General features: G+C 62.2%; 23 protein-coding genes. All 23 read right to left on the reverse strand.

The features are described from left to right. Positions 1–36: 36 nt before the first annotated feature. The 23 genes from rplR to rpoC all read right to left on the reverse strand — a co-directional run bounded on the left by rplR (position 37) and on the right by rpoC (position 17,450). Positions 37–390, reverse strand: a complete 354-nt coding sequence (gene rplR / locus EGJ34_RS02055) for a 50S ribosomal protein L18 (protein WP_017355421.1) — start codon at positions 388–390, stop codon at positions 37–39. Positions 391–431: 41 nt separating this feature from the next. Continuing rightward, complete coding sequence (gene rplF, locus EGJ34_RS02060) at positions 432–959, reverse strand: 50S ribosomal protein L6 (protein ID WP_125358554.1); 528 nt, start codon at positions 957–959, stop codon at positions 432–434. Positions 960–977: 18 nt separating this feature from the next. Next, entirely contained in the window at positions 978–1,376 is a 399-nt protein-coding gene (gene rpsH, locus EGJ34_RS02065) for a 30S ribosomal protein S8 (protein WP_125358557.1), read from the reverse strand. Between the two features lie 210 nt (positions 1,377–1,586). Then, entirely contained in the window at positions 1,587–1,892 is a 306-nt protein-coding gene (gene rpsN / locus EGJ34_RS02070; RefSeq protein ID WP_125358560.1) for a 30S ribosomal protein S14, read from the reverse strand. A gap of 18 nt (positions 1,893–1,910) precedes the next feature. After that, the gene (rplE, locus tag EGJ34_RS02075; RefSeq protein WP_125358563.1) at positions 1,911–2,453 is read right to left on the reverse strand and encodes a 50S ribosomal protein L5; all 543 of its coding nucleotides are present in this window, start codon (positions 2,451–2,453) and stop codon (positions 1,911–1,913) included. Positions 2,454–2,464: 11 nt separating this feature from the next. Further along, on the reverse strand, positions 2,465–2,782 hold the full coding sequence (rplX, locus tag EGJ34_RS02080; protein ID WP_017355416.1) for a 50S ribosomal protein L24: 318 nt from the start codon (positions 2,780–2,782) through the stop codon (positions 2,465–2,467). 16 nt (positions 2,783–2,798) lie between these two features. Further along, the gene (gene rplN, locus EGJ34_RS02085; protein ID WP_125358566.1) at positions 2,799–3,167 is read right to left on the reverse strand and encodes a 50S ribosomal protein L14; all 369 of its coding nucleotides are present in this window, start codon (positions 3,165–3,167) and stop codon (positions 2,799–2,801) included. Positions 3,168–3,180: 13 nt separating this feature from the next. After that, positions 3,181–3,450: a 30S ribosomal protein S17 gene (gene rpsQ / locus EGJ34_RS02090; protein ID WP_125358569.1), complete on the reverse strand. Its 270-nt coding sequence runs from the start codon at positions 3,448–3,450 to the stop codon at positions 3,181–3,183. Between the two features lie 11 nt (positions 3,451–3,461). Next, entirely contained in the window at positions 3,462–3,647 is a 186-nt protein-coding gene (rpmC, locus tag EGJ34_RS02095; RefSeq protein WP_125358571.1) for a 50S ribosomal protein L29, read from the reverse strand. Continuing rightward, the gene (rplP, locus tag EGJ34_RS02100; RefSeq protein ID WP_125358574.1) at positions 3,647–4,060 is read right to left on the reverse strand and encodes a 50S ribosomal protein L16; all 414 of its coding nucleotides are present in this window, start codon (positions 4,058–4,060) and stop codon (positions 3,647–3,649) included. Before rplP ends, rpmC begins: the two co-directional genes overlap by 1 nt. Before the next feature lie 5 nt (positions 4,061–4,065). Then, positions 4,066–4,800, reverse strand: a complete 735-nt coding sequence (gene rpsC, locus EGJ34_RS02105; RefSeq protein WP_125358577.1) for a 30S ribosomal protein S3 — start codon at positions 4,798–4,800, stop codon at positions 4,066–4,068. Between the two features lie 17 nt (positions 4,801–4,817). Next, positions 4,818–5,153 carry a 50S ribosomal protein L22 gene (gene rplV, locus EGJ34_RS02110; RefSeq protein WP_080375339.1) on the reverse strand — a complete coding sequence of 112 codons (336 nt, stop codon included), beginning with the start codon at positions 5,151–5,153 and terminating at the stop codon, positions 4,818–4,820. Positions 5,154–5,165: 12 nt separating this feature from the next. Then, positions 5,166–5,435 carry a 30S ribosomal protein S19 gene (gene rpsS, locus EGJ34_RS02115; RefSeq protein ID WP_125358580.1) on the reverse strand — a complete coding sequence of 90 codons (270 nt, stop codon included), beginning with the start codon at positions 5,433–5,435 and terminating at the stop codon, positions 5,166–5,168. A 6-nt stretch (positions 5,436–5,441) separates the two neighbouring features. Beyond that, the gene (gene rplB, locus EGJ34_RS02120) at positions 5,442–6,269 is read right to left on the reverse strand and encodes a 50S ribosomal protein L2 (protein WP_125358583.1); all 828 of its coding nucleotides are present in this window, start codon (positions 6,267–6,269) and stop codon (positions 5,442–5,444) included. A gap of 10 nt (positions 6,270–6,279) precedes the next feature. Beyond that, positions 6,280–6,579 (reverse strand): 50S ribosomal protein L23, encoded by a 300-nt coding sequence (gene rplW / locus EGJ34_RS02125; protein WP_125358585.1) that lies wholly within the window; start codon positions 6,577–6,579, stop codon positions 6,280–6,282. Beyond that, on the reverse strand, positions 6,576–7,181 hold the full coding sequence (gene rplD, locus EGJ34_RS02130) for a 50S ribosomal protein L4 (RefSeq protein WP_125358588.1): 606 nt from the start codon (positions 7,179–7,181) through the stop codon (positions 6,576–6,578). Before rplD ends, rplW begins: the two co-directional genes overlap by 4 nt. Before the next feature lie 12 nt (positions 7,182–7,193). Further along, the gene (gene rplC, locus EGJ34_RS02135) at positions 7,194–7,844 is read right to left on the reverse strand and encodes a 50S ribosomal protein L3 (RefSeq protein WP_125358591.1); all 651 of its coding nucleotides are present in this window, start codon (positions 7,842–7,844) and stop codon (positions 7,194–7,196) included. A gap of 11 nt (positions 7,845–7,855) precedes the next feature. Continuing rightward, entirely contained in the window at positions 7,856–8,167 is a 312-nt protein-coding gene (gene rpsJ, locus EGJ34_RS02140; protein WP_010341589.1) for a 30S ribosomal protein S10, read from the reverse strand. Between the two features lie 332 nt (positions 8,168–8,499). Then, a complete protein-coding gene (gene tuf / locus EGJ34_RS02145; RefSeq protein WP_125358594.1) occupies positions 8,500–9,690 on the reverse strand; it encodes an elongation factor Tu in 1,191 nt (396 codons plus the stop codon). Between the two features lie 55 nt (positions 9,691–9,745). Then, entirely contained in the window at positions 9,746–11,887 is a 2,142-nt protein-coding gene (gene fusA / locus EGJ34_RS02150) for an elongation factor G (RefSeq protein ID WP_125358596.1), read from the reverse strand. Between the two features lie 137 nt (positions 11,888–12,024). Further along, on the reverse strand, positions 12,025–12,492 hold the full coding sequence (rpsG, locus tag EGJ34_RS02155) for a 30S ribosomal protein S7 (protein WP_125358599.1): 468 nt from the start codon (positions 12,490–12,492) through the stop codon (positions 12,025–12,027). Positions 12,493–12,504: 12 nt separating this feature from the next. Further along, positions 12,505–12,879, reverse strand: a complete 375-nt coding sequence (gene rpsL / locus EGJ34_RS02160) for a 30S ribosomal protein S12 (protein WP_125358602.1) — start codon at positions 12,877–12,879, stop codon at positions 12,505–12,507. A gap of 344 nt (positions 12,880–13,223) precedes the next feature. Beyond that, the gene (rpoC, locus tag EGJ34_RS02165; RefSeq protein WP_125358605.1) at positions 13,224–17,450 is read right to left on the reverse strand and encodes a DNA-directed RNA polymerase subunit beta'; all 4,227 of its coding nucleotides are present in this window, start codon (positions 17,448–17,450) and stop codon (positions 13,224–13,226) included. Positions 17,451–17,478 lie beyond the last annotated feature (28 nt).

Below are 17,478 nucleotides of genomic sequence, written 5' to 3' on the forward strand. Positions count from 1 at the left end.
AGGCGGAAGCGGGGCCAGGCCCCGCTCCCTTGTCCCTTAGAACTGCAGGCCGCCTTCGCGGGCTGCGTCGGCCAGTGCCTTGATGCGGCCGTGGTAGCGGTAGCCCGAACGGTCGAAAGCGACCTTCTCGATGCCCGCGGCCTTGGCGCGCTCGGCAACCAGCTTGCCCACCTTGGCGGCGGCGTCGCTGTTCTTGCCGTTCTTCAGGCCTTCCTTGACGTCGGCCTGGGTGGTGTTGGCCGCAGCCAGCACCTTGGAGCCGTCGGCGGTGAAGACCTGTGCGTACAGGTGCTGACCGGTGCGCAGCACCGACAGACGCGGCACGCCCAGTTCGCGGATGTGTGCACGGGTCGACTTGGCGCGACGCAGACGAGCGATGTTCTTGTTCATGATCTTGGTCCTTGAAAGCTGAAGGGCTGGCGGGAAATGCCTTACGCCTTCTTGGCTTCCTTACGAATGATGACTTCGCCGGCGTACTTCACACCCTTGCCCTTGTAGGGCTCCGGCGGACGGTAGCCACGGATCTTGGCAGCGACTTCACCGACCTGCTGCTTGTCAGCGCCCTGGACCACGATTTCGGTCTGGGTCGGGGTGGTGATGGTGATGCCTTCCGGTGCGACGAACACGACCGGGTGCGAGAAACCGAGCGACAGGTTCAGGTCCTTGCCCTGCATGGCAGCGCGGTAACCCACGCCGACCAGTTCAAGCTTGCGCTCGAAACCTTCGCTCACGCCCTTGACCATGTTGGCCAGGATGGCGCGCACGGTGCCGGTCAGTGCGACCAGGCTTGCATCGTTCGCGGCCAGGGTGGCAACGCCGTCTGCAACGGTGATTTCAACGCCGGCGACCTTCGGCAGCGACAGGGTGCCCTTCGGACCCTTCACGCTGACGGATTCCGGCTGGATGTTCAGTTCAACGCCCTTGGGCAGGTTGACCGGCTTCTTGGCTACGCGGGACATAGTGGACTCCTTCTCGCCTTAGGCCACGAAGCACAGGACTTCGCCGCCGACGCCCAGCTGGCGCGCCTGCGCATCAGTCATGATGCCCTTGGAGGTGGAAATGATGGCAATACCCAGGCCGTTCAGGACCTTCGGCAGTTCAGCCTTGCCGCGGTACTGGCGCAGGCCCGAACGCGAGAAGCGCTTCAGGGTCGCGATGACCGGCTTGCCTTCGAAATACTTCAGGACGATTTCGAGTTCGGCCTTGTTGTTTTCGGTCTTGGTCACGCGCAGGTCGGTGATGTAGCCCTCGGCCTTCAGCACTTCTGCGATTGCAACCTTGATCTTGGAGGACGGTGCCTTCACCGTCTGCTTGCCAACCGCGGCCGCATTCTTGATGCGTACCAGCAGGTCGGCGATGGGATCAGTCATGCTCATTAGTCAAACCCTTTGAGTGCACCGATATCCGCTTTCGCGAAAATCTTGCTTGTAGTCCTGGGATGGGCCAGGCCCCTTCACACACGCCCTGCCCCGATGGACGGGACAGAAGCGGGAGTATACGACAAAAAGAGCCCGACTTGCGTCGGGCCCTTTCGGGAGGAAATGAACCTGAATGGATTCATCTCCTGTCCAGGGATTGCTCCCCTGTTACCAGCTGGCCTTGCGCAGGCCCGGCACGTCGCCACGCATGGTGGCTTCGCGCAGCTTGTTACGGCCCAGGCCGAACTTGCTGTACACGCCACGCGGACGGCCCGACAGCTCGCAACGGTTGCGGTGGCGGCTCGGCGACGAATCGCGCGGCAGCTTCTGCAACTTGATCACGGCTTCTGCCTTTTCGTCGTACGAAGCGGTCGTGCTGGAGATGATCTTCTTCAGCTCTTCGCGCTTGCCGGCGTACTTGGCAGCGAGCTTGGCACGCTTCAGATCGCGGTTGACCATGGAGGTCTTAGCCATTTCGATATCCTCGACGTATCAGTTACGGAACGGGAACTTGAACGCTGCGAGCAGCGCCTTCGCTTCCGCGTCGGTCTTGGCGGTGGTGGTGATGGCGATATCCATGCCGCGGATCGCGTCGACGGCGTCGAAGTCGATTTCCGGGAAGATGATCTGCTCCTTCACACCCATGTTGAAGTTGCCGCGACCGTCGAATGAACGACCGGAAACACCACGGAAGTCGCGCACGCGCGGCAGCGAGATGTTGATCAGGCGGTCCAGGAACTCATACATCTTGGCACGACGCAGCGTGGTCTTGCAGCCAATCGGCCAGCCATCACGGATCTTGAACGAAGCCACCGAAATACGGGACTTGGTCACGACCGGCTTCTGGCCGGAGATCTTGGACATGTCAGCAACGGCATTTTCCAGGATCTTCTTGTTGGTCGCCGCTTCGCCGACACCCATGTTCAGGGTGACCTTGACCAGCTTGGGGACCTGCATCGGATTGGTGTAGCCGAACTGCTTCATCAGCGCCGGCACCACTTCGTCCTTGTAGAACTTTTCGAGACGGGAAGTCATCTTCACATTCCTCAGGCGTCGAGCGCCTCACCGCTGGAGCGGAACACACGCAGTTTGCGTCCATCCTCCAGCACCTTGAAGCCAACGCGTTCGCCCTTGCCCGAAGCCGGGTTCAGCACATTCACGTTGGAGATATGGATCGAAGCTTCACGCTCGACCACGCCGCCGGCAACGCCTGCCTGCGGGTTCGGCTTGGTGTGGCGCTTGACGATGTTCACGTTGGCGACGATCACACGATCGCCGTCGACGCGGACGACTTCGCCCTGCTTGCCCTTGTCCTTGCCGGTGTTGACGACGACCTGGTCGCCCTTCTTGATACGGTTAGCCATGATTATCTCCTGTCGCTCACAGCACTTCGGGAGCGAGCGAGACGATCTTCATGAACTTCTCGGAACGAAGTTCACGGGTCACCGGCCCGAAGATGCGGGTGCCGATCGGCTCTTGCTTGTTGTTGAGCAGGACCGCGGCGTTGCCGTCGAAACGGATCAGCGAGCCATCGGCGCGACGCACACCCTTGCGGGTACGCACCACGACGGCGTCATACACTTCACCCTTCTTGACCTTGCCGCGCGGGATCGCATCCTTCACGGTGACCTTGATGATGTCACCGATGTGCGCGTAACGGCGCTTGGAACCACCCAGCACCTTGATGCACATCAGTTCCTTGGCACCGGAGTTGTCCGCGACGTCAAGGTAGCTCTGCATCTGGATCATGATTCAGATCTCCTTATTGAGCCGCACGCGTGATGACTTCCACCACGCGCCAGTTCTTGGTCTTGGACATCGGAGCAATCTCGGTCACGCGCACGACGTCGCCTTCATTGCAGGCGTTGTCGGCATCGTGAGCGTGAAGCTTGGTCGAGCGCTTGATGTACTTGCCGTACAGGGCGTGCTTGACCTGGCGCTCCACCAACACGGTGACCGTCTTGTCCATCTTGTTGCTGACGACACGGCCTTCGACCGTGCGCAGCGTCTTCTTGTCGTTGTTATCGCTCATAGCGGCCGTCCTTACTTCTTGCTGCCGAGCAGGGTCTTGACGCGAGCGATCTCGCGGCGGACCCGGCGGGTTTCGTGAGTCTTCGGCAGCTGCCCGGTGACCTGCTGCATGCGGAGCGAGAACTGCTCCTTACGCAGATCGGTCAGGTGGGCGTTCAGTTCGTCAGCCGACTTTTCGCGAAGTTGTTTGATGTCCATCAGCGCACCGTCCGGGTCACGAAAGTAGTGGTCACGGAAAGCTTGGCGGCAGCCAGGCGGAACGCCTCACGTGCCACGTCTTCGCCAACGCCTTCAATTTCATAGATCATGCGGCCGGGCTGGATCTGGGCTACCCAGTATTCCACGTTGCCCTTACCAGAACCCATTCGGACTTCGATGGGCTTCTTGGTGATCGGCTTGTCCGGGAACACACGGATCCACATCTTGCCACCGCGCTTGACGTAGCGGCTGATCGAGCGGCGGGCCGCTTCGATCTGACGCGCGGTCAGCTGACCGTGGGCGGTTGCCTTGAGGCCGTATTCGCCGAAGCTGACAGCGTTGGCGCTCCAGCTCAGGCCGTCGTTACGGCCCTTGTGTACCTTGCGGTATTTGGTTCGCTTGGGTTGCAACATTGCCGTTACCTCGCTTCACGAGCCGGGCGCTGACGGTCACCGCGGTCGCCGCGATCGCTACGATCGTTGCGCGACGGGGTGTCGTCCTGCTTTTCCTGGCCAACCTGGGAGAAATCAAAGACCTCGCCCTTGTAGATCCAGACCTTGATGCCGATGATGCCGTAGGTCGTCTTGGCTTCAGCGAAGCCATAGTCGATGTCGGCACGCAGCGTGTGCAGCGGCACGCGGCCTTCGCGGTACCACTCCGAACGGGCGATTTCTGCGCCATTCAGACGGCCACCGACGTTGACCTTGATGCCCAGGGCACCCAGGCGCATCGCGTTGCCGACCGAGCGCTTCATTGCACGGCGGAACATGATGCGACGCTCCAGCTGCTGCGCGATCGACTCGGCAACCAGCTGCGCGTCCAGCTCGGGCTTGCGCACTTCGGTGACGTTGATGTGCGCCGGAACGCCCATCATCTCGCTCACTTCCTTGCGCAGCTTCTCGATGTCCTCACCGCGCTTGCCGATCACCACGCCCGGACGGGCGGTGTGGATCGTCACGCGAGCGGTCTTTGCCGGACGCTCGATCAGGATCTTGCTGATGCCGGCCTGCGCGAGCTTCTTGCGCAGCATGTCCCGCACCTTCAGGTCGGCTGCCAGGTAACCGGCAAACTCGGCCTTGTTGGCGTACCACTTGGAGTTCCAGTCCTTGGAAATGCCGAGGCGGATACCAATCGGATGAACTTTATGACCCATGGTTTTTTCCTTTCCGCTTACTTGCCGGCGCCCACAACCACAGTGATGTGGCTGGTGCGCTTGAGGATGCGGGTACCGCGGCCTTTCGCCCGCGCCATGAAACGCTTCAGGGTCGGACCTTCATCAACCATGATGGTCTGAACCTTCAGCTCGTCGACGTCGGCGCCCTGGTTGTTCTCGGCATTGGCAATAGCCGACTCCACCACCTTCTTGATCAGGTGGGCAGCCTTCTTGTCCGAGAACTTCAGCAGGTTGACCGCACGCTCGGCCGGCAGACCGCGCACCTGGTCAGCGACCAGACGAGCCTTCTGCGGGGAGATGCGCGCAGTGCGCAGGATTGCTTTCGCTTCCATTGTCATCTCTCCTTACTTGCCCGACTTCTTGTCAGCACCATGACCCTTGAAGGTCCGGGTGATGGCAAATTCGCCGAGCTTGTGACCGACCATGTTCTCGTTGACGAGCACCGGAACGTGGGCCTTGCCGTTATGAACGGCGATGGTGATGCCTACCATTTCCGGCAGGATCATCGAACGACGCGACCAGGTCTTGATCGGCTTCTTGCTACCCGCAGCGGCCTCCACCTTCTTGACGAGGTGGTGATCGACGAACGGGCCTTTCTTGAGTGAACGTGCCATGGTCGATTAGCCCCTACGATCGCGGACGATGAACTGCTGGGTGCGCTTGTTCTTGCGCGTCTTGTAACCCTTGGTCGGGACACCCCACGGGGTGACCGGATGCGGGTTACCCTGGCCGGCCTTCGCCTCACCACCACCGTGCGGGTGGTCAACCGGGTTCATGGCAGCACCACGAACGGTCGGGCGAACACCGCGCCAGCGCTTGGCGCCAGCCTTGCCCAGCTTTTCCAGGTTGTGCTCGTCGTTGCCGACTTCGCCGATGGTGGCGCGGCACTCGACCGGCACCTTGCGCATTTCACCCGAGCGCAGGCGCAGGGTGGCGTAGATGCCTTCACGAGCGACGAGCTGCACGGCAGCGCCGGCGGCACGGGCGATCTGGGCACCCTTGCCCGGCTTCAGTTCGATGCCGTGGACAGTGGTACCGACCGGGATGTTGCGCAGCGGCAGGGTATTGCCGGTCTTGATCGGCGCGTCCGAACCTGCGATCACCTGGTCACCGGCCTTCAGGCCCTTCGGTGCGATGATGTAGCGACGCTCGCCGTCGACGTAGCACAGCAGGGCGATGTGGGCGGTGCGGTTCGGATCGTATTCGATGCGTTCCACGCGCGCCGGAATGCCTTCCTTGTTGCGCTTGAAGTCGATGACACGGTAGTGCTGCTTGTGGCCACCGCCCACGTGACGGGTGGTGATGCGGCCGTGGTGGTTACGACCACCGGACTTGCTCTGCGGCTCCAGCAACGCTGCGTGCGGTGCGCCCTTGTGCAGATCGGGCGTGACCACGCGCACGGCCGAACGACGGCCTGCGGAGGTGGGCTTGAATTTCATCAATGGCATGGGATGTACCTCAGGCCTTGGCCGTTACATCGATGGACTGGCCATCGGCGAGACGCACGTATGCCTTGCGCCAATCGCCGCGACGGCCGTTGCGGTTACGGAAGGACTTGTTCTTGCCCTTCACGTTCAGCACGTTGACCGACTCGACCTTGACTGCGAACAGCTGCTCCACCGCGGCCTTCACATCGGCCTTGGTCGCTTCGTTCGACACTTCAAAGACATACTGGTTGGAGACTTCCTGCAGACGCGCGGTCTTTTCGGAGACACGCGGGGCACGCAGCACGCTGAAGATTTTTTCGTTGCTGTTCATGCCAGCCACTCCTCGACCTTCTTGACCGCGTCAGCGGTGATGACGACCGTGTCGGCACCGACCAGGGACACCGGATCCAGACCCTGCACGTCACGCACTTCCACGTAGGGAACGTTGCGCGCCGACAGGTACAGGTGCTCGGAAGCGTCCTCGGTGACGATCAGCGGGCGCTTGCCCACTTCCAGGCCGGCCAGCTTGGCGATCAGACCCTTCGTGCTGGTCGCTTCGACGTCGAAGGACTCCACGATGGTCAGACGGCCCTGACGGTTCAGCTCGGACAGGATCGCGCACATGGCGGCACGGTACTGCTTGCGGTTGACCTTCTGCTCGAAGCTGCGCGGCTTGGCCGCGAAGGTGACGCCACCGCCGACGAAGATCGGAGCCGTCAGCGCGCCATGACGCGCACCGCCGCCCTTCTGCTTCTTCGACTTCTTGGTGGTGCCAGCCACTTCGGAGCGAGTCTTCTGTGCCTTGGTACCGGCGCGACCGGCGTTGCGGTAAGCAACGACGACCTGGTGAACCAGATCTTCGCTGAAATCGCGACCGAACACGGCTTCGGAGACCGAGACCTTGTTGTTGCTACCCGTGATAACGAGTTCCATCGTCATCTCTCCTTATGCCTTGCTCGCCGGACGGACGATCACGTCACCACCCGCAGCGCCCGGAACGGCACCACGAATCGCGATCAGACCGCGCTCGACGTCGACCTTGACCACTTCCAGGTTCTGCGTGCTCTGCTGCACGGCACCCATATGGCCCGACATCTTCTTGCCCGGGAAAACGCGACCCGGGGTCTGGCGCTGACCCAGCGAACCCGGCGCGCGATGCGACAGCGAGTTACCGTGGGTTGCATCGCCCATACGGAAGTTGTGGCGCTTGATGGTGCCCTGGAAACCCTTACCCTTGGTGACACCCTGGACGTCGACCTTCTGGCCAACTTCGAAGATGTCCGCCTTGACTTCGCCGCCAACGGCGAAATCGCCGAGCTGCGCGTCTTCAACGCGGAATTCCCACAGGCCACGACCCGCTTCCACCTTCGCCTTGGCGAAGTGGCCGGCTTCCGGCTTGTTGACCAGGGCAGCGCGACGCGCGCCGACGGTCACCTGCACGGCGCTGTAGCCGTCAGCTTCGACGGTCTTGATCTGCGCGATGCGGTTCGGGGTGGCTTCAATCAGGGTCACCGGGATGGCGCGGCCATCGTCAGTGAAAACGCGGCTCATGCCAGCCTTGCGGCCCACGAAGCCCAACGAATACTTCTTCGTCATGGTCGTAGTCCTCAGGTCAGCTTGATCTGAACGTCGACGCCGGCAGCCAGTTCGAGCTTCATCAGCGCGTCCACGGTCTTGTCGTTGGGGTCGACGATGTCGAGCACGCGCTTGTGCGTGCGGGTCTCGTACTGGTCACGCGCGTCCTTGTCGACGTGCGGCGAAACGAGAATGGTGTAACGCTCGATCTTGGTCGGCAGCGGGATCGGGCCACGCACTTGCGCGCCGGTCCGCTTGGCCGTTTCAACGATCTCGCTGGCCGAGCGGTCGATCAGACGATGATCGAATGCCTTCAGCCGGATACGGATCTTTTGGTCCGCCATGACGGTGGTTCCTTCGTTAAAAGAGCGACAGACAAGGCCTCTGGGTTGCCTTGTCCCATGAATATCCTGAATGCGAACGTCGCACAGTCCCGTGCGACGCCAAGATCTTTCCGTAGACCTCAAAAGCCGAGGCAGACCGATTGCTCGATCTGCCCAGACGAAAAAGTATAGCGCGCATGCAAGGCGGCGGTCAACAGTCGCCTGTTGACACTGCCTGAATGGCACGACCCTTCCTGGTCCGGGGAACACGAGGAGCGTCCTGCGCCTCTTTTCCCATTTTAGTACGCCCCGATGCCCTACCCAGGCAACATCGGGGCGCAGATTCTAGCAGATTACTCGATGATCTTGGAGACCACGCCGGCACCGACGGTACGGCCACCTTCGCGGATTGCGAAGCGCAGACCTTCGTCCATGGCGACCGGGTTGATCAGGGTGACGACCATCTTGATGTTGTCGCCCGGCATGACCATTTCCACGCCTTCCGGCAGTTCAACCGCACCGGTGATGTCGGTGGTACGGAAGTAGAACTGCGGGCGGTAGCCCTTGAAGAACGGGGTGTGACGGCCGCCTTCGTCCTTCGACAGCACGTACACTTCGGCGTCGAACTTGGTGTGCGGCTTGATCGAACCCGGCTTGGACAGCACCTGGCCACGCTCGACGTCGTCACGCTTGGTGCCGCGCAGCAGCAGACCGGCGTTGTCACCTGCCTGACCCTGGTCCAGCAGCTTGCGGAACATTTCCACGCCGGTGACGGTGGTCTTCTGGACCGGACGGATACCGACGATTTCGATTTCGTCGCCGACCTTGATGATGCCGCGCTCGATACGACCGGTCACCACGGTGCCGCGGCCCGAGATCGAGAACACGTCTTCCACCGGCATCAGGAACGGCTTGTCGATGTCGCGTTCCGGTTCCGGAATCCAGGAATCCAGCGCTTCAACCAGCTTGATCACGGCCGGCACGCCGATGTCGCTCTGGTCGCCTTCCAGCGCCAGACGGGCCGAACCGGAGATGATCGGGGTGTCGTCGCCCGGGAAGTCGTACTTGCTCAGCAGTTCACGCACTTCCATTTCGACCAGCTCGAGCAACTCAGCGTCGTCGACCATGTCAGCCTTGTTCAGGAAGACCACGATGTACGGCACGCCGACCTGACGCGACAGCAGGATGTGCTCGCGGGTCTGCGGCATCGGGCCGTCAGCGGCCGAGCACACCAGGATCGCGCCGTCCATCTGGGCGGCACCGGTGATCATGTTCTTGACGTAGTCAGCGTGGCCCGGGCAGTCAACGTGGGCGTAGTGACGGGTCGGGGATTCGTATTCGACGTGCGCGGTCGAGATCGTGATGCCACGTGCCTTTTCTTCCGGCGCGGCGTCGATCGCGGAGTAATCCTTGAACTCGCCACCGAAGCGCTCGGCACCGATCTTGGTCAGTGCGGCGGTCAGCGTGGTCTTGCCGTGGTCGACGTGACCGATGGTGCCGACGTTGACGTGCGGCTTGGTGCGTTCGAACTTACCCTTTGCCATTGTTGTATACCTTGAATATCAGAAAAAAGAAGGGAGGGAAGACCCGAGCTTACGCTCAGGCCTTCTTGATCACGGTGTCGGCGATGTTCTGCGGAGCCGGCTCGTAGTGGTCGAATTCCATGGTGAAGGTGGCACGACCCTGGGTCTGCGAACGCAGCGAGGTGGCGTAACCGAACATTTCACCCAGCGGGATCATCGCGTTGATGATGCTGGCCGAACCGTCACCGGTGGTGCTCGAACCCTGCAGCACGCCACGACGGCGGCTGACGTCGCCCATCACGTCACCCTGGTAGTCTTCCGGGGTCACGATTTCGACCTTCATGATCGGCTCCAGCAGCACCGGCTTGGCCTTGGCGAAGCCCTGCTTGAAGGCCATCGACGAAGCCAGCTTGAACGCCATTTCCGACGAGTCAACGTCGTGGTACGAGCCGAACACCAGCTTGACCTTGACGTCCACCACCGGGAAGCCAGCCAGCGGACCGCTGGTGATGGTTTCGCGCAGACCCTTTTCAACGGACGGGATGAATTCCTTCGGAATCACGCCACCGGTGATGTCGTTGATGAACAGGAAGTCGTCCTTGATGTTCGCGGCGATCTTCGGATCAGCACGATCTTCAGCGGTGATCGGCGACAGTTCGATCACGACGTGACCGTACTGACCCTTACCACCGGACTGCTTGGCGTGCTTGTAGTCCGACTTCACGTCCGACATCTGGATGGTTTCGCGGTAAGCCACCTGCGGCTTGCCGACGTTGGCCTCCACGTTGAACTCGCGCTTCATGCGGTCAACGATGATGTCCAGGTGCAGCTCGCCCATGCCCGAGATGATGGTCTGGCCGGATTCTTCGTCGGTCTTGACGCGGAACGACGGATCTTCCTGGGCCAGACGGCCGAGGGCGAGGCCCATCTTTTCCTGGTCCGACTTGGTCTTCGGCTCAACCGCCATCGAGATCACCGGCTCCGGGAACACCATGCGTTCCAGGATGATCGGGTGATCCAGCGAGCACAGGGTGTCGCCGGTGGTGGTGTCCTTCAGGCCCACGGCAGCGGCGATGTCACCGGCCAGCACTTCCTTGATTTCTTCACGATCGTTGGAGTGCATCTGCAGGATGCGGCCGATGCGCTCCTTCTTGCCCTTGACCGAGTTCATCACCTGGTCGCCAGCATTCAGGGTGCCCGAGTACACGCGGAAGAAGGTCAGCGCGCCCACGAACGGGTCAGTGATGATCTTGAAGGCCAGCGACGAGAACGGAGCCTTGTCGTCGGACTTGCGGCTCATTTCCTTGGTTTCGTCATCGACGTCGGTACCGGTCACGTCCGGCACGTCGATCGGCGACGGCAGCAGCTGCACCACGCCGTCCAGCATGGCCTGCACGCCCTTGTTCTTGAACGCCGAACCGCAGTACATCGGCACGATTTCGGTGGCCAGGGTGCGGGTACGCAGCGCGTTGATGATTTCGGACTCGGCCAGCTCTTCGCCGCCCAGGTACTTTTCCATCAGGTCTTCGCTGGCTTCAGCCGCGGCTTCGATCATGTAGGTGCGGGCTTCTTCAGCCTCGGCCTGCAGGTCTGCCGGGATGTCCAGGTATTCGAACTTCATGCCCTGGCTGGCTTCATCCCAATGGATGGCCTTCATCTTGACCAGGTCGATCACGCCCTTGAAGTTGTCTTCGGCACCGATCGGCAGCTGCATCGGAACGGCGGTGGCACCCAGCTTGGCGCGCAGCTGTGCGGCGACCTTCTGGAAGTTGGCACCGGTACGGTCCATCTTGTTGACGAAAGCGATGCGCGGCACCTTGTAACGGTTGGCCTGGCGCCACACGGTTTCCGACTGCGGCTGCACGCCACCGACGGCGCACAGCACGAACACGGCACCGTCGAGCACGCGCAGCGAGCGCTCGACTTCGATGGTGAAGTCAACGTGCCCAGGGGTGTCGATGATGTTGAAGCGGTGTTCCGGCAGGGACTTGTCCATGCCGCGCCAGAAGGCGGTGGTGGCAGCGGACTGGATCGTGATGCCACGCTCCTGCTCCTGCTCCATCCAGTCCATGGTGGCGGCGCCGTCGTGCACTTCACCGATCTTGTGGCTCTTGCCGGTGTAGAACAGGATGCGCTCGGACGTGGTGGTCTTGCCGGCATCGATGTGAGCCATGATGCCGAAGTTGCGGTAACGCTCGATGGGAGTAGTGCGGGCCACGGGAGCCTCTCAAATTTCGTGGATTTCGGATGGCCGAACGCCGCCTTGCGGCGGCCTTCGGATTGGCGCGACACCCCAGGTGTCGCAAGGCAGTACCAAAGTGGTACTGCCATGCCTGTTTTACAAGGCCGTCAAACTCACCAGCGGTAGTGGGCGAAGGCCTTGTTGGCTTCGGCCATGCGGTGGGTTTCTTCGCGCTTCTTGATGGCACCGCCACGGTTTTCCGAGGCATCCAGCAGTTCAGCGGCCAGCTTCTTCGGCATGGTGTTTTCACCACGCTTGCGGGCCGAGTCGATCAGCCAGCGCATGGCCAGGGCCATCTTGCGCGACGAACGGACTTCAACCGGCACCTGGTAGGTCGCACCACCAACGCGGCGGGACTTCACCTCGACCGACGGAGCCACGTTGTCCAGAGCCTTCTGCACCAGCTCGATGGAGTTCGGGTTCTTTTCGGCGATGACGTCCATTGCGCCATAGACGATCTTTTCAGCGACGGACTTCTTGCCGCTCAGCATCACCATGTTGATGAAGCGGGCAATGGTTTCGCTCCCGTGCTTGGGATCGGGCAGGACCGAACGCTGCGGCGTATTACCTTTACGAGACATGTGTACTTTCCCTTAGCTCTTCGGACGCTTGGCGCCGTACTTGGAACGGGCCTGGCGGCGCTTGGCGACGCCCGAGGCATCGAGCGAACCACGAACGGTGTGGTAACGCACACCCGGCAGGTCCTTGACGCGACCGCCGCGGATCAGGACCACGGAGTGCTCCTGCAGGTTGTGGCCTTCGCCACCGATGTAGCTGATGACCTCTTCCTGGTTGGTCAGGCGGACCTTCGCAACCTTGCGGAGGGCCGAGTTCGGCTTCTTCGGGGTGGTGGTGTACACGCGGGTGCAGACGCCACGGCGCTGCGGGCACTTATCAAGTGCCGGCGAGGCACTCTTGTAAGTGGCTGCCTGCCGCGGCTTGCGGACAAGCTGATTGATCGTCGCCATCAGTATGTTCTTCTGAGAGAGGCCGAGGGAAAAAACGGCCATGAATGCGGAAATGTGCAAGCAGGCCCAGAAAACGGGCCTGCCGAGACAGACGATTGTAGCAACCCCCCGAAAACACGGTCAACCGCGCGCACGGAAGGCCAGCCCTGATCCTGGGCCGTTACTGGGGCACCTAGCTTCCTTGTCCCCCGTTCAGGTTGTCTACCAGCCCCCTTTCGAGGACCGGCGGGCATCCTACAGCATCGACGGCAGTTAATCCAGCGGCTGCCGCCGGGTGCGGTGCCCTGCCCTGTTCAGCCGGGCGGGGCATCGCGAAAAGCAGCCGGGCAGAGCCCGGCTCTACATCAGTCTTCGGAGGACTCGACGTCGGCGGCCGGGGCTTCCACGACCGGGGCTTCGGCCACGACCGGCGAACCGGCCAGGGTCTGCAGCTCCGATTCGGTCAGGCCCGAGGCATTGCGACGACGCTGGGCGTGGTACGCAAGGCCGGTACCGGCCGGAATCAGACGGCCGACGATGACGTTTTCCTTCAGACCGCGCAGGTTGTCCGAAGTGCCGCGAACGGCGGCTTCGGTCAGCACGCGGGTGGTTTCCTGGAACGACGCCGCCGAGATGAACGACTCGGTGGCCAGCGACGCCTTGGTGATGCCCAGCAGGACCGGGTCGAAACGGGCGATCAGCTCGTTGCGCGCCGACAGACGGGCATTTTCCTCGATGACGCGCTGGCGCTCGGCCTGCTCGCCATTCAGGAACTTGCTGCTGCCCTGGTCGGTGATCTCGACCTTGCGCAGCATCTGGCGGGTGATCACCTCGATGTGCTTGTCGTTGATCTTCACGCCCTGCAGGCGGTACACGTCCTGGATTTCCTTGACCAGGTAGGCGGCCAGCGGCTCGACGCCCAGCAGACGCAGGATGTCCTGCGGGCTCGGTTCGCCGTCCACGATGGTTTCGCCCTTGGTCACGTGCTCACCTTCGAACACGATGACCTGACGGTACTTCGGAATCAGCTCTTCGTGCTCGGAACCATCGGTGTCCTTGATGATCAGGCGCTGCTTGCCCTTGGTGTCCTTGCCGAAGCTGATGATGCCCGAACGCTCGGCCAGGATCGCCGGATCCTTCGGCTTGCGCGCTTCGAACAGGTCGGCCACGCGCGGCAGACCACCGGTGATGTCACGGGTCTTGGACGCTTCCTGCGGGATCTTGGCCACCACGTCACCCACGCCGACGGGGGCACCGTCCTGCAGGTTGACGATCGAGCGCGGCGGCAGCAGGTACTGCGCCGGCAGGTCGGTGCCCGGAATGCTCAGGTCGTTGCCCTTGGCATCGACGATGCGCACGATCGGACGCAGATCCTTGGCCTGCGAGCCACGACGCTTCGGGTCGGTGATTTCGCGCGAAGCCAGGCCGGTCAGTTCGTCGGTCTTCTCGATGACGGTGACGCCGTCGATGAAGTCGATGAAGCGGATGAAACCGGCCACTTCGGACACGATCGGGTGGTTATGCGGATCCCAGTTGGCCACGGTCTGGCCAGCCTTGACCGCCTCGGCGTCCTTGGAGGTGATGGTGGCACCGTAGGGCAGCTTGTAACGCTCACGCTCACGGCCGTGGGCGTCGAGCACCGAGATTTCACCCGAACGCGAGACCGCCACCAGCGAACCGTTGGCGTGCTCGACCGACTTCAGGTTGTTGAACTTCACCGAACCGGTGGTCTTGACCGTGATGTTGTCCACGGCGGCAGCTCGCGATGCAGCACCACCGATGTGGAAGGTACGCATGGTCAGCTGGGTACCCGGCTCACCGATCGACTGCGCGGCGATGACGCCGACCGCTTCACCGATGTTGACCAGGTGACCACGGGCCAGGTCGCGGCCGTAGCAGTTGGAGCACACGCCGAACGCGGATTCGCAGCTGATGGTCGAGCGGACCTTGACCGACTGCACGCCGGCATCTTCCAGCTTGGCCACCCACTGTTCGTCCAGCAGGGTGTTGCGCGTCACGATCGGATCTTCGTCGTTGCCCGGCAGGAACACGTCCTCGGCCACGACACGACCCAGCACGCGGTCCTTCAACGGCTCGACGACGTCGCCGCCTTCCACGATCGGGGTCATGGTCAGGCCTTCGGTGGTACCGCAGTCCACTTCGGTGATGACCACGTCCTGCGCCACGTCGACCAGACGACGGGTCAGGTAACCCGAGTTCGCGGTCTTCAGCGCGGTATCGGCCAGACCCTTACGGGCACCGTGGGTGGAGTTGAAGTACTCCTGCACGTTCAGGCCTTCACGGAAGTTCGCCTTGATCGGCGTTTCGATGATCGAGCCGTCCGGACGGGCCATCAGGCCACGCATGCCGGCCAGCTGACGGATCTGTGCCTGCGAACCACGCGCACCGGAATCGGCCATGATGTACAGCGAGTTCATCGACTTCTGGTCGATGGTCTCGCCCTTGGCATTGACGACCTTCTCGGTACCGATGGTGTCCATCATCGCCTTGGCGATGCGCTCGTTGGTGCGCGACCAGATGTCGACCACCTTGTTGTAGCGCTCGCCGGCGGTGACCAGACCCGACTGGTACTGCTCCTGGATTTCCAGCACTTCGGCTTCGGCCTCGGTGAGGATGCCGCGCTTCTCGTCCGGGATCAGCATGTCGTCGATACCGATCGACACGCCGGCACGGGTTGCATAGGCGAAGCCGGTGTACATCAGCTTGTCGGCGAACACGACCGTGTCCTTCAACCCCAGCTGACGGTAGCTGGAGTTGATCAGGCGCGAGATGTTCTTCTTGGTCAGCTCGACGTTGGCCAGCGCGAACGGCAGGCCTTCCGGCAGGATTTCAGCCAGCAGGGCGCGACCGATCGTGGTGTCCACGATCGAGGTCTTGTTCTGCTTGTTGCCTTCCTCGTCGGTCACCACTTCGGTGATGCGGACCTTGACCTTGGCGTGCAGTTCCACGACGCGGTTGTCATAGGCGCGCTTGACTTCGGCGATGTTGGCGAAGGCCATGCCCTCGCCCTTCTTGTTTTCCAGGGCGCGGGTCATGTAGTACAGACCCAGCACCACGTCCTGCGACGGCACGATGATCGGCTCGCCGTTGGCCGGCGACAGGATGTTGTTGGTCGACATCATCAGCGCACGCGCTTCCAGCTGGGCTTCCAGCGAGAGCGGCACGTGGACGGCCATCTGGTCACCGTCGAAGTCGGCGTTGAAGGCGGTACACACCAGCGGGTGCAGCTGGATGGCCTTGCCTTCGATCAGCACCGGCTCGAACGCCTGGATACCCAGACGGTGCAGGGTCGGCGCACGGTTCAGCATCACCGGGTGTTCGCGGATGACTTCTTCCAGGATGTCCCAGACTTCCGCTTCTTCGCGCTCGACCAGCTTCTTGGCGGCCTTGATGGTGGTGGCCAGGCCACGACGCTGCAGCTTGGCGAACACGAACGGCTTGAACAGCTCCAGCGCCATCTTCTTCGGCAGGCCGCACTGGTGCAGGCGCAGGTACGGACCGACCACGATGACCGAACGGCCCGAGTAGTCGACGCGCTTGCCCAGCAGGTTCTGACGGAAGCGACCCTGCTTGCCCTTGATCATGTCGGCCAGCGACTTCAGCGGGCGCTTGTTGGTGCCGGTGATGGCACGGCCGCGACGGCCGTTGTCCAGCAGCGCATCGACCGATTCCTGCAGCATGCGCTTTTCATTGCGCACGATGATGTCCGGCGCGTTCAGCTCGAGCAGGCGGCGCAGGCGGTTGTTACGGTTGATGACGCGGCGGTACAGGTCGTTCAGGTCGGAGGTCGCGAAGCGGCCGCCGTCCAGCGGGACCAGCGGACGCAGGTCCGGCGGCAGCACCGGCAGCACGGTCATGACCATCCATTCCGGACGGTTGCCCGATTCCAGGAAGGCTTCGACCAGCTTGATGCGCTTGGTGAGGCGCTTGAGCTTGGTTTCCGAACCGGTGCTGGCGATTTCTTCGCGCAGGCGGGTCATTTCCGACTGCAGGTCGATGGTGCGCAGCAGTTCGTACACGGCTTCAGCGCCCATGGCGGCGTCGAAGTCGTCGCCGTGCTCCTGGCGTGCCTGCAGGTACTGTTCTTCGGTCAGCAGCTGGCGGCGCTCCAGGGCGGTCAGGCCCGGCTCGGTCACCACGTAGGCTTCGAAGTACAGCACGCGCTCGATGTCACGCAGGGTCATGTCCAGCATCAGGCCGATGCGCGACGGCAGCGACTTGAGGAACCAGATGTGCGCGACCGGCGACGCCAGGTCGATGTGGCCCATACGCTCACGGCGTACCTTGGCCAGGGTCACTTCGGTGCCGCACTTCTCGCAGACCACGCCGCGGTGCTTCATGCGCTTGTACTTGCCGCACAGGCACTCGTAGTCCTTGACCGGTCCGAAGATGGCGGCACAGAACAGGCCGTCACGCTCCGGCTTGAAGGTACGGTAGTTGATGGTTTCCGGCTTCTTCACTTCGCCGAAGGACCACGAACGGATCAGGTCCGGCGAGGCCAGCGCGATCTTGATCGCGTCGAAGTCCAGCGTCTGGCGCTGCTGGTTGAAGAGGTTGAGCAGGTCTTTCATGGTGTTTCTCCGAAAGGAGGAAATCTGT

Source organism: Stenotrophomonas sp. 278 (assembly GCF_003935715.1).
GTDB lineage: Bacteria > Pseudomonadota > Gammaproteobacteria > Xanthomonadales > Xanthomonadaceae > Stenotrophomonas > Stenotrophomonas maltophilia_AH.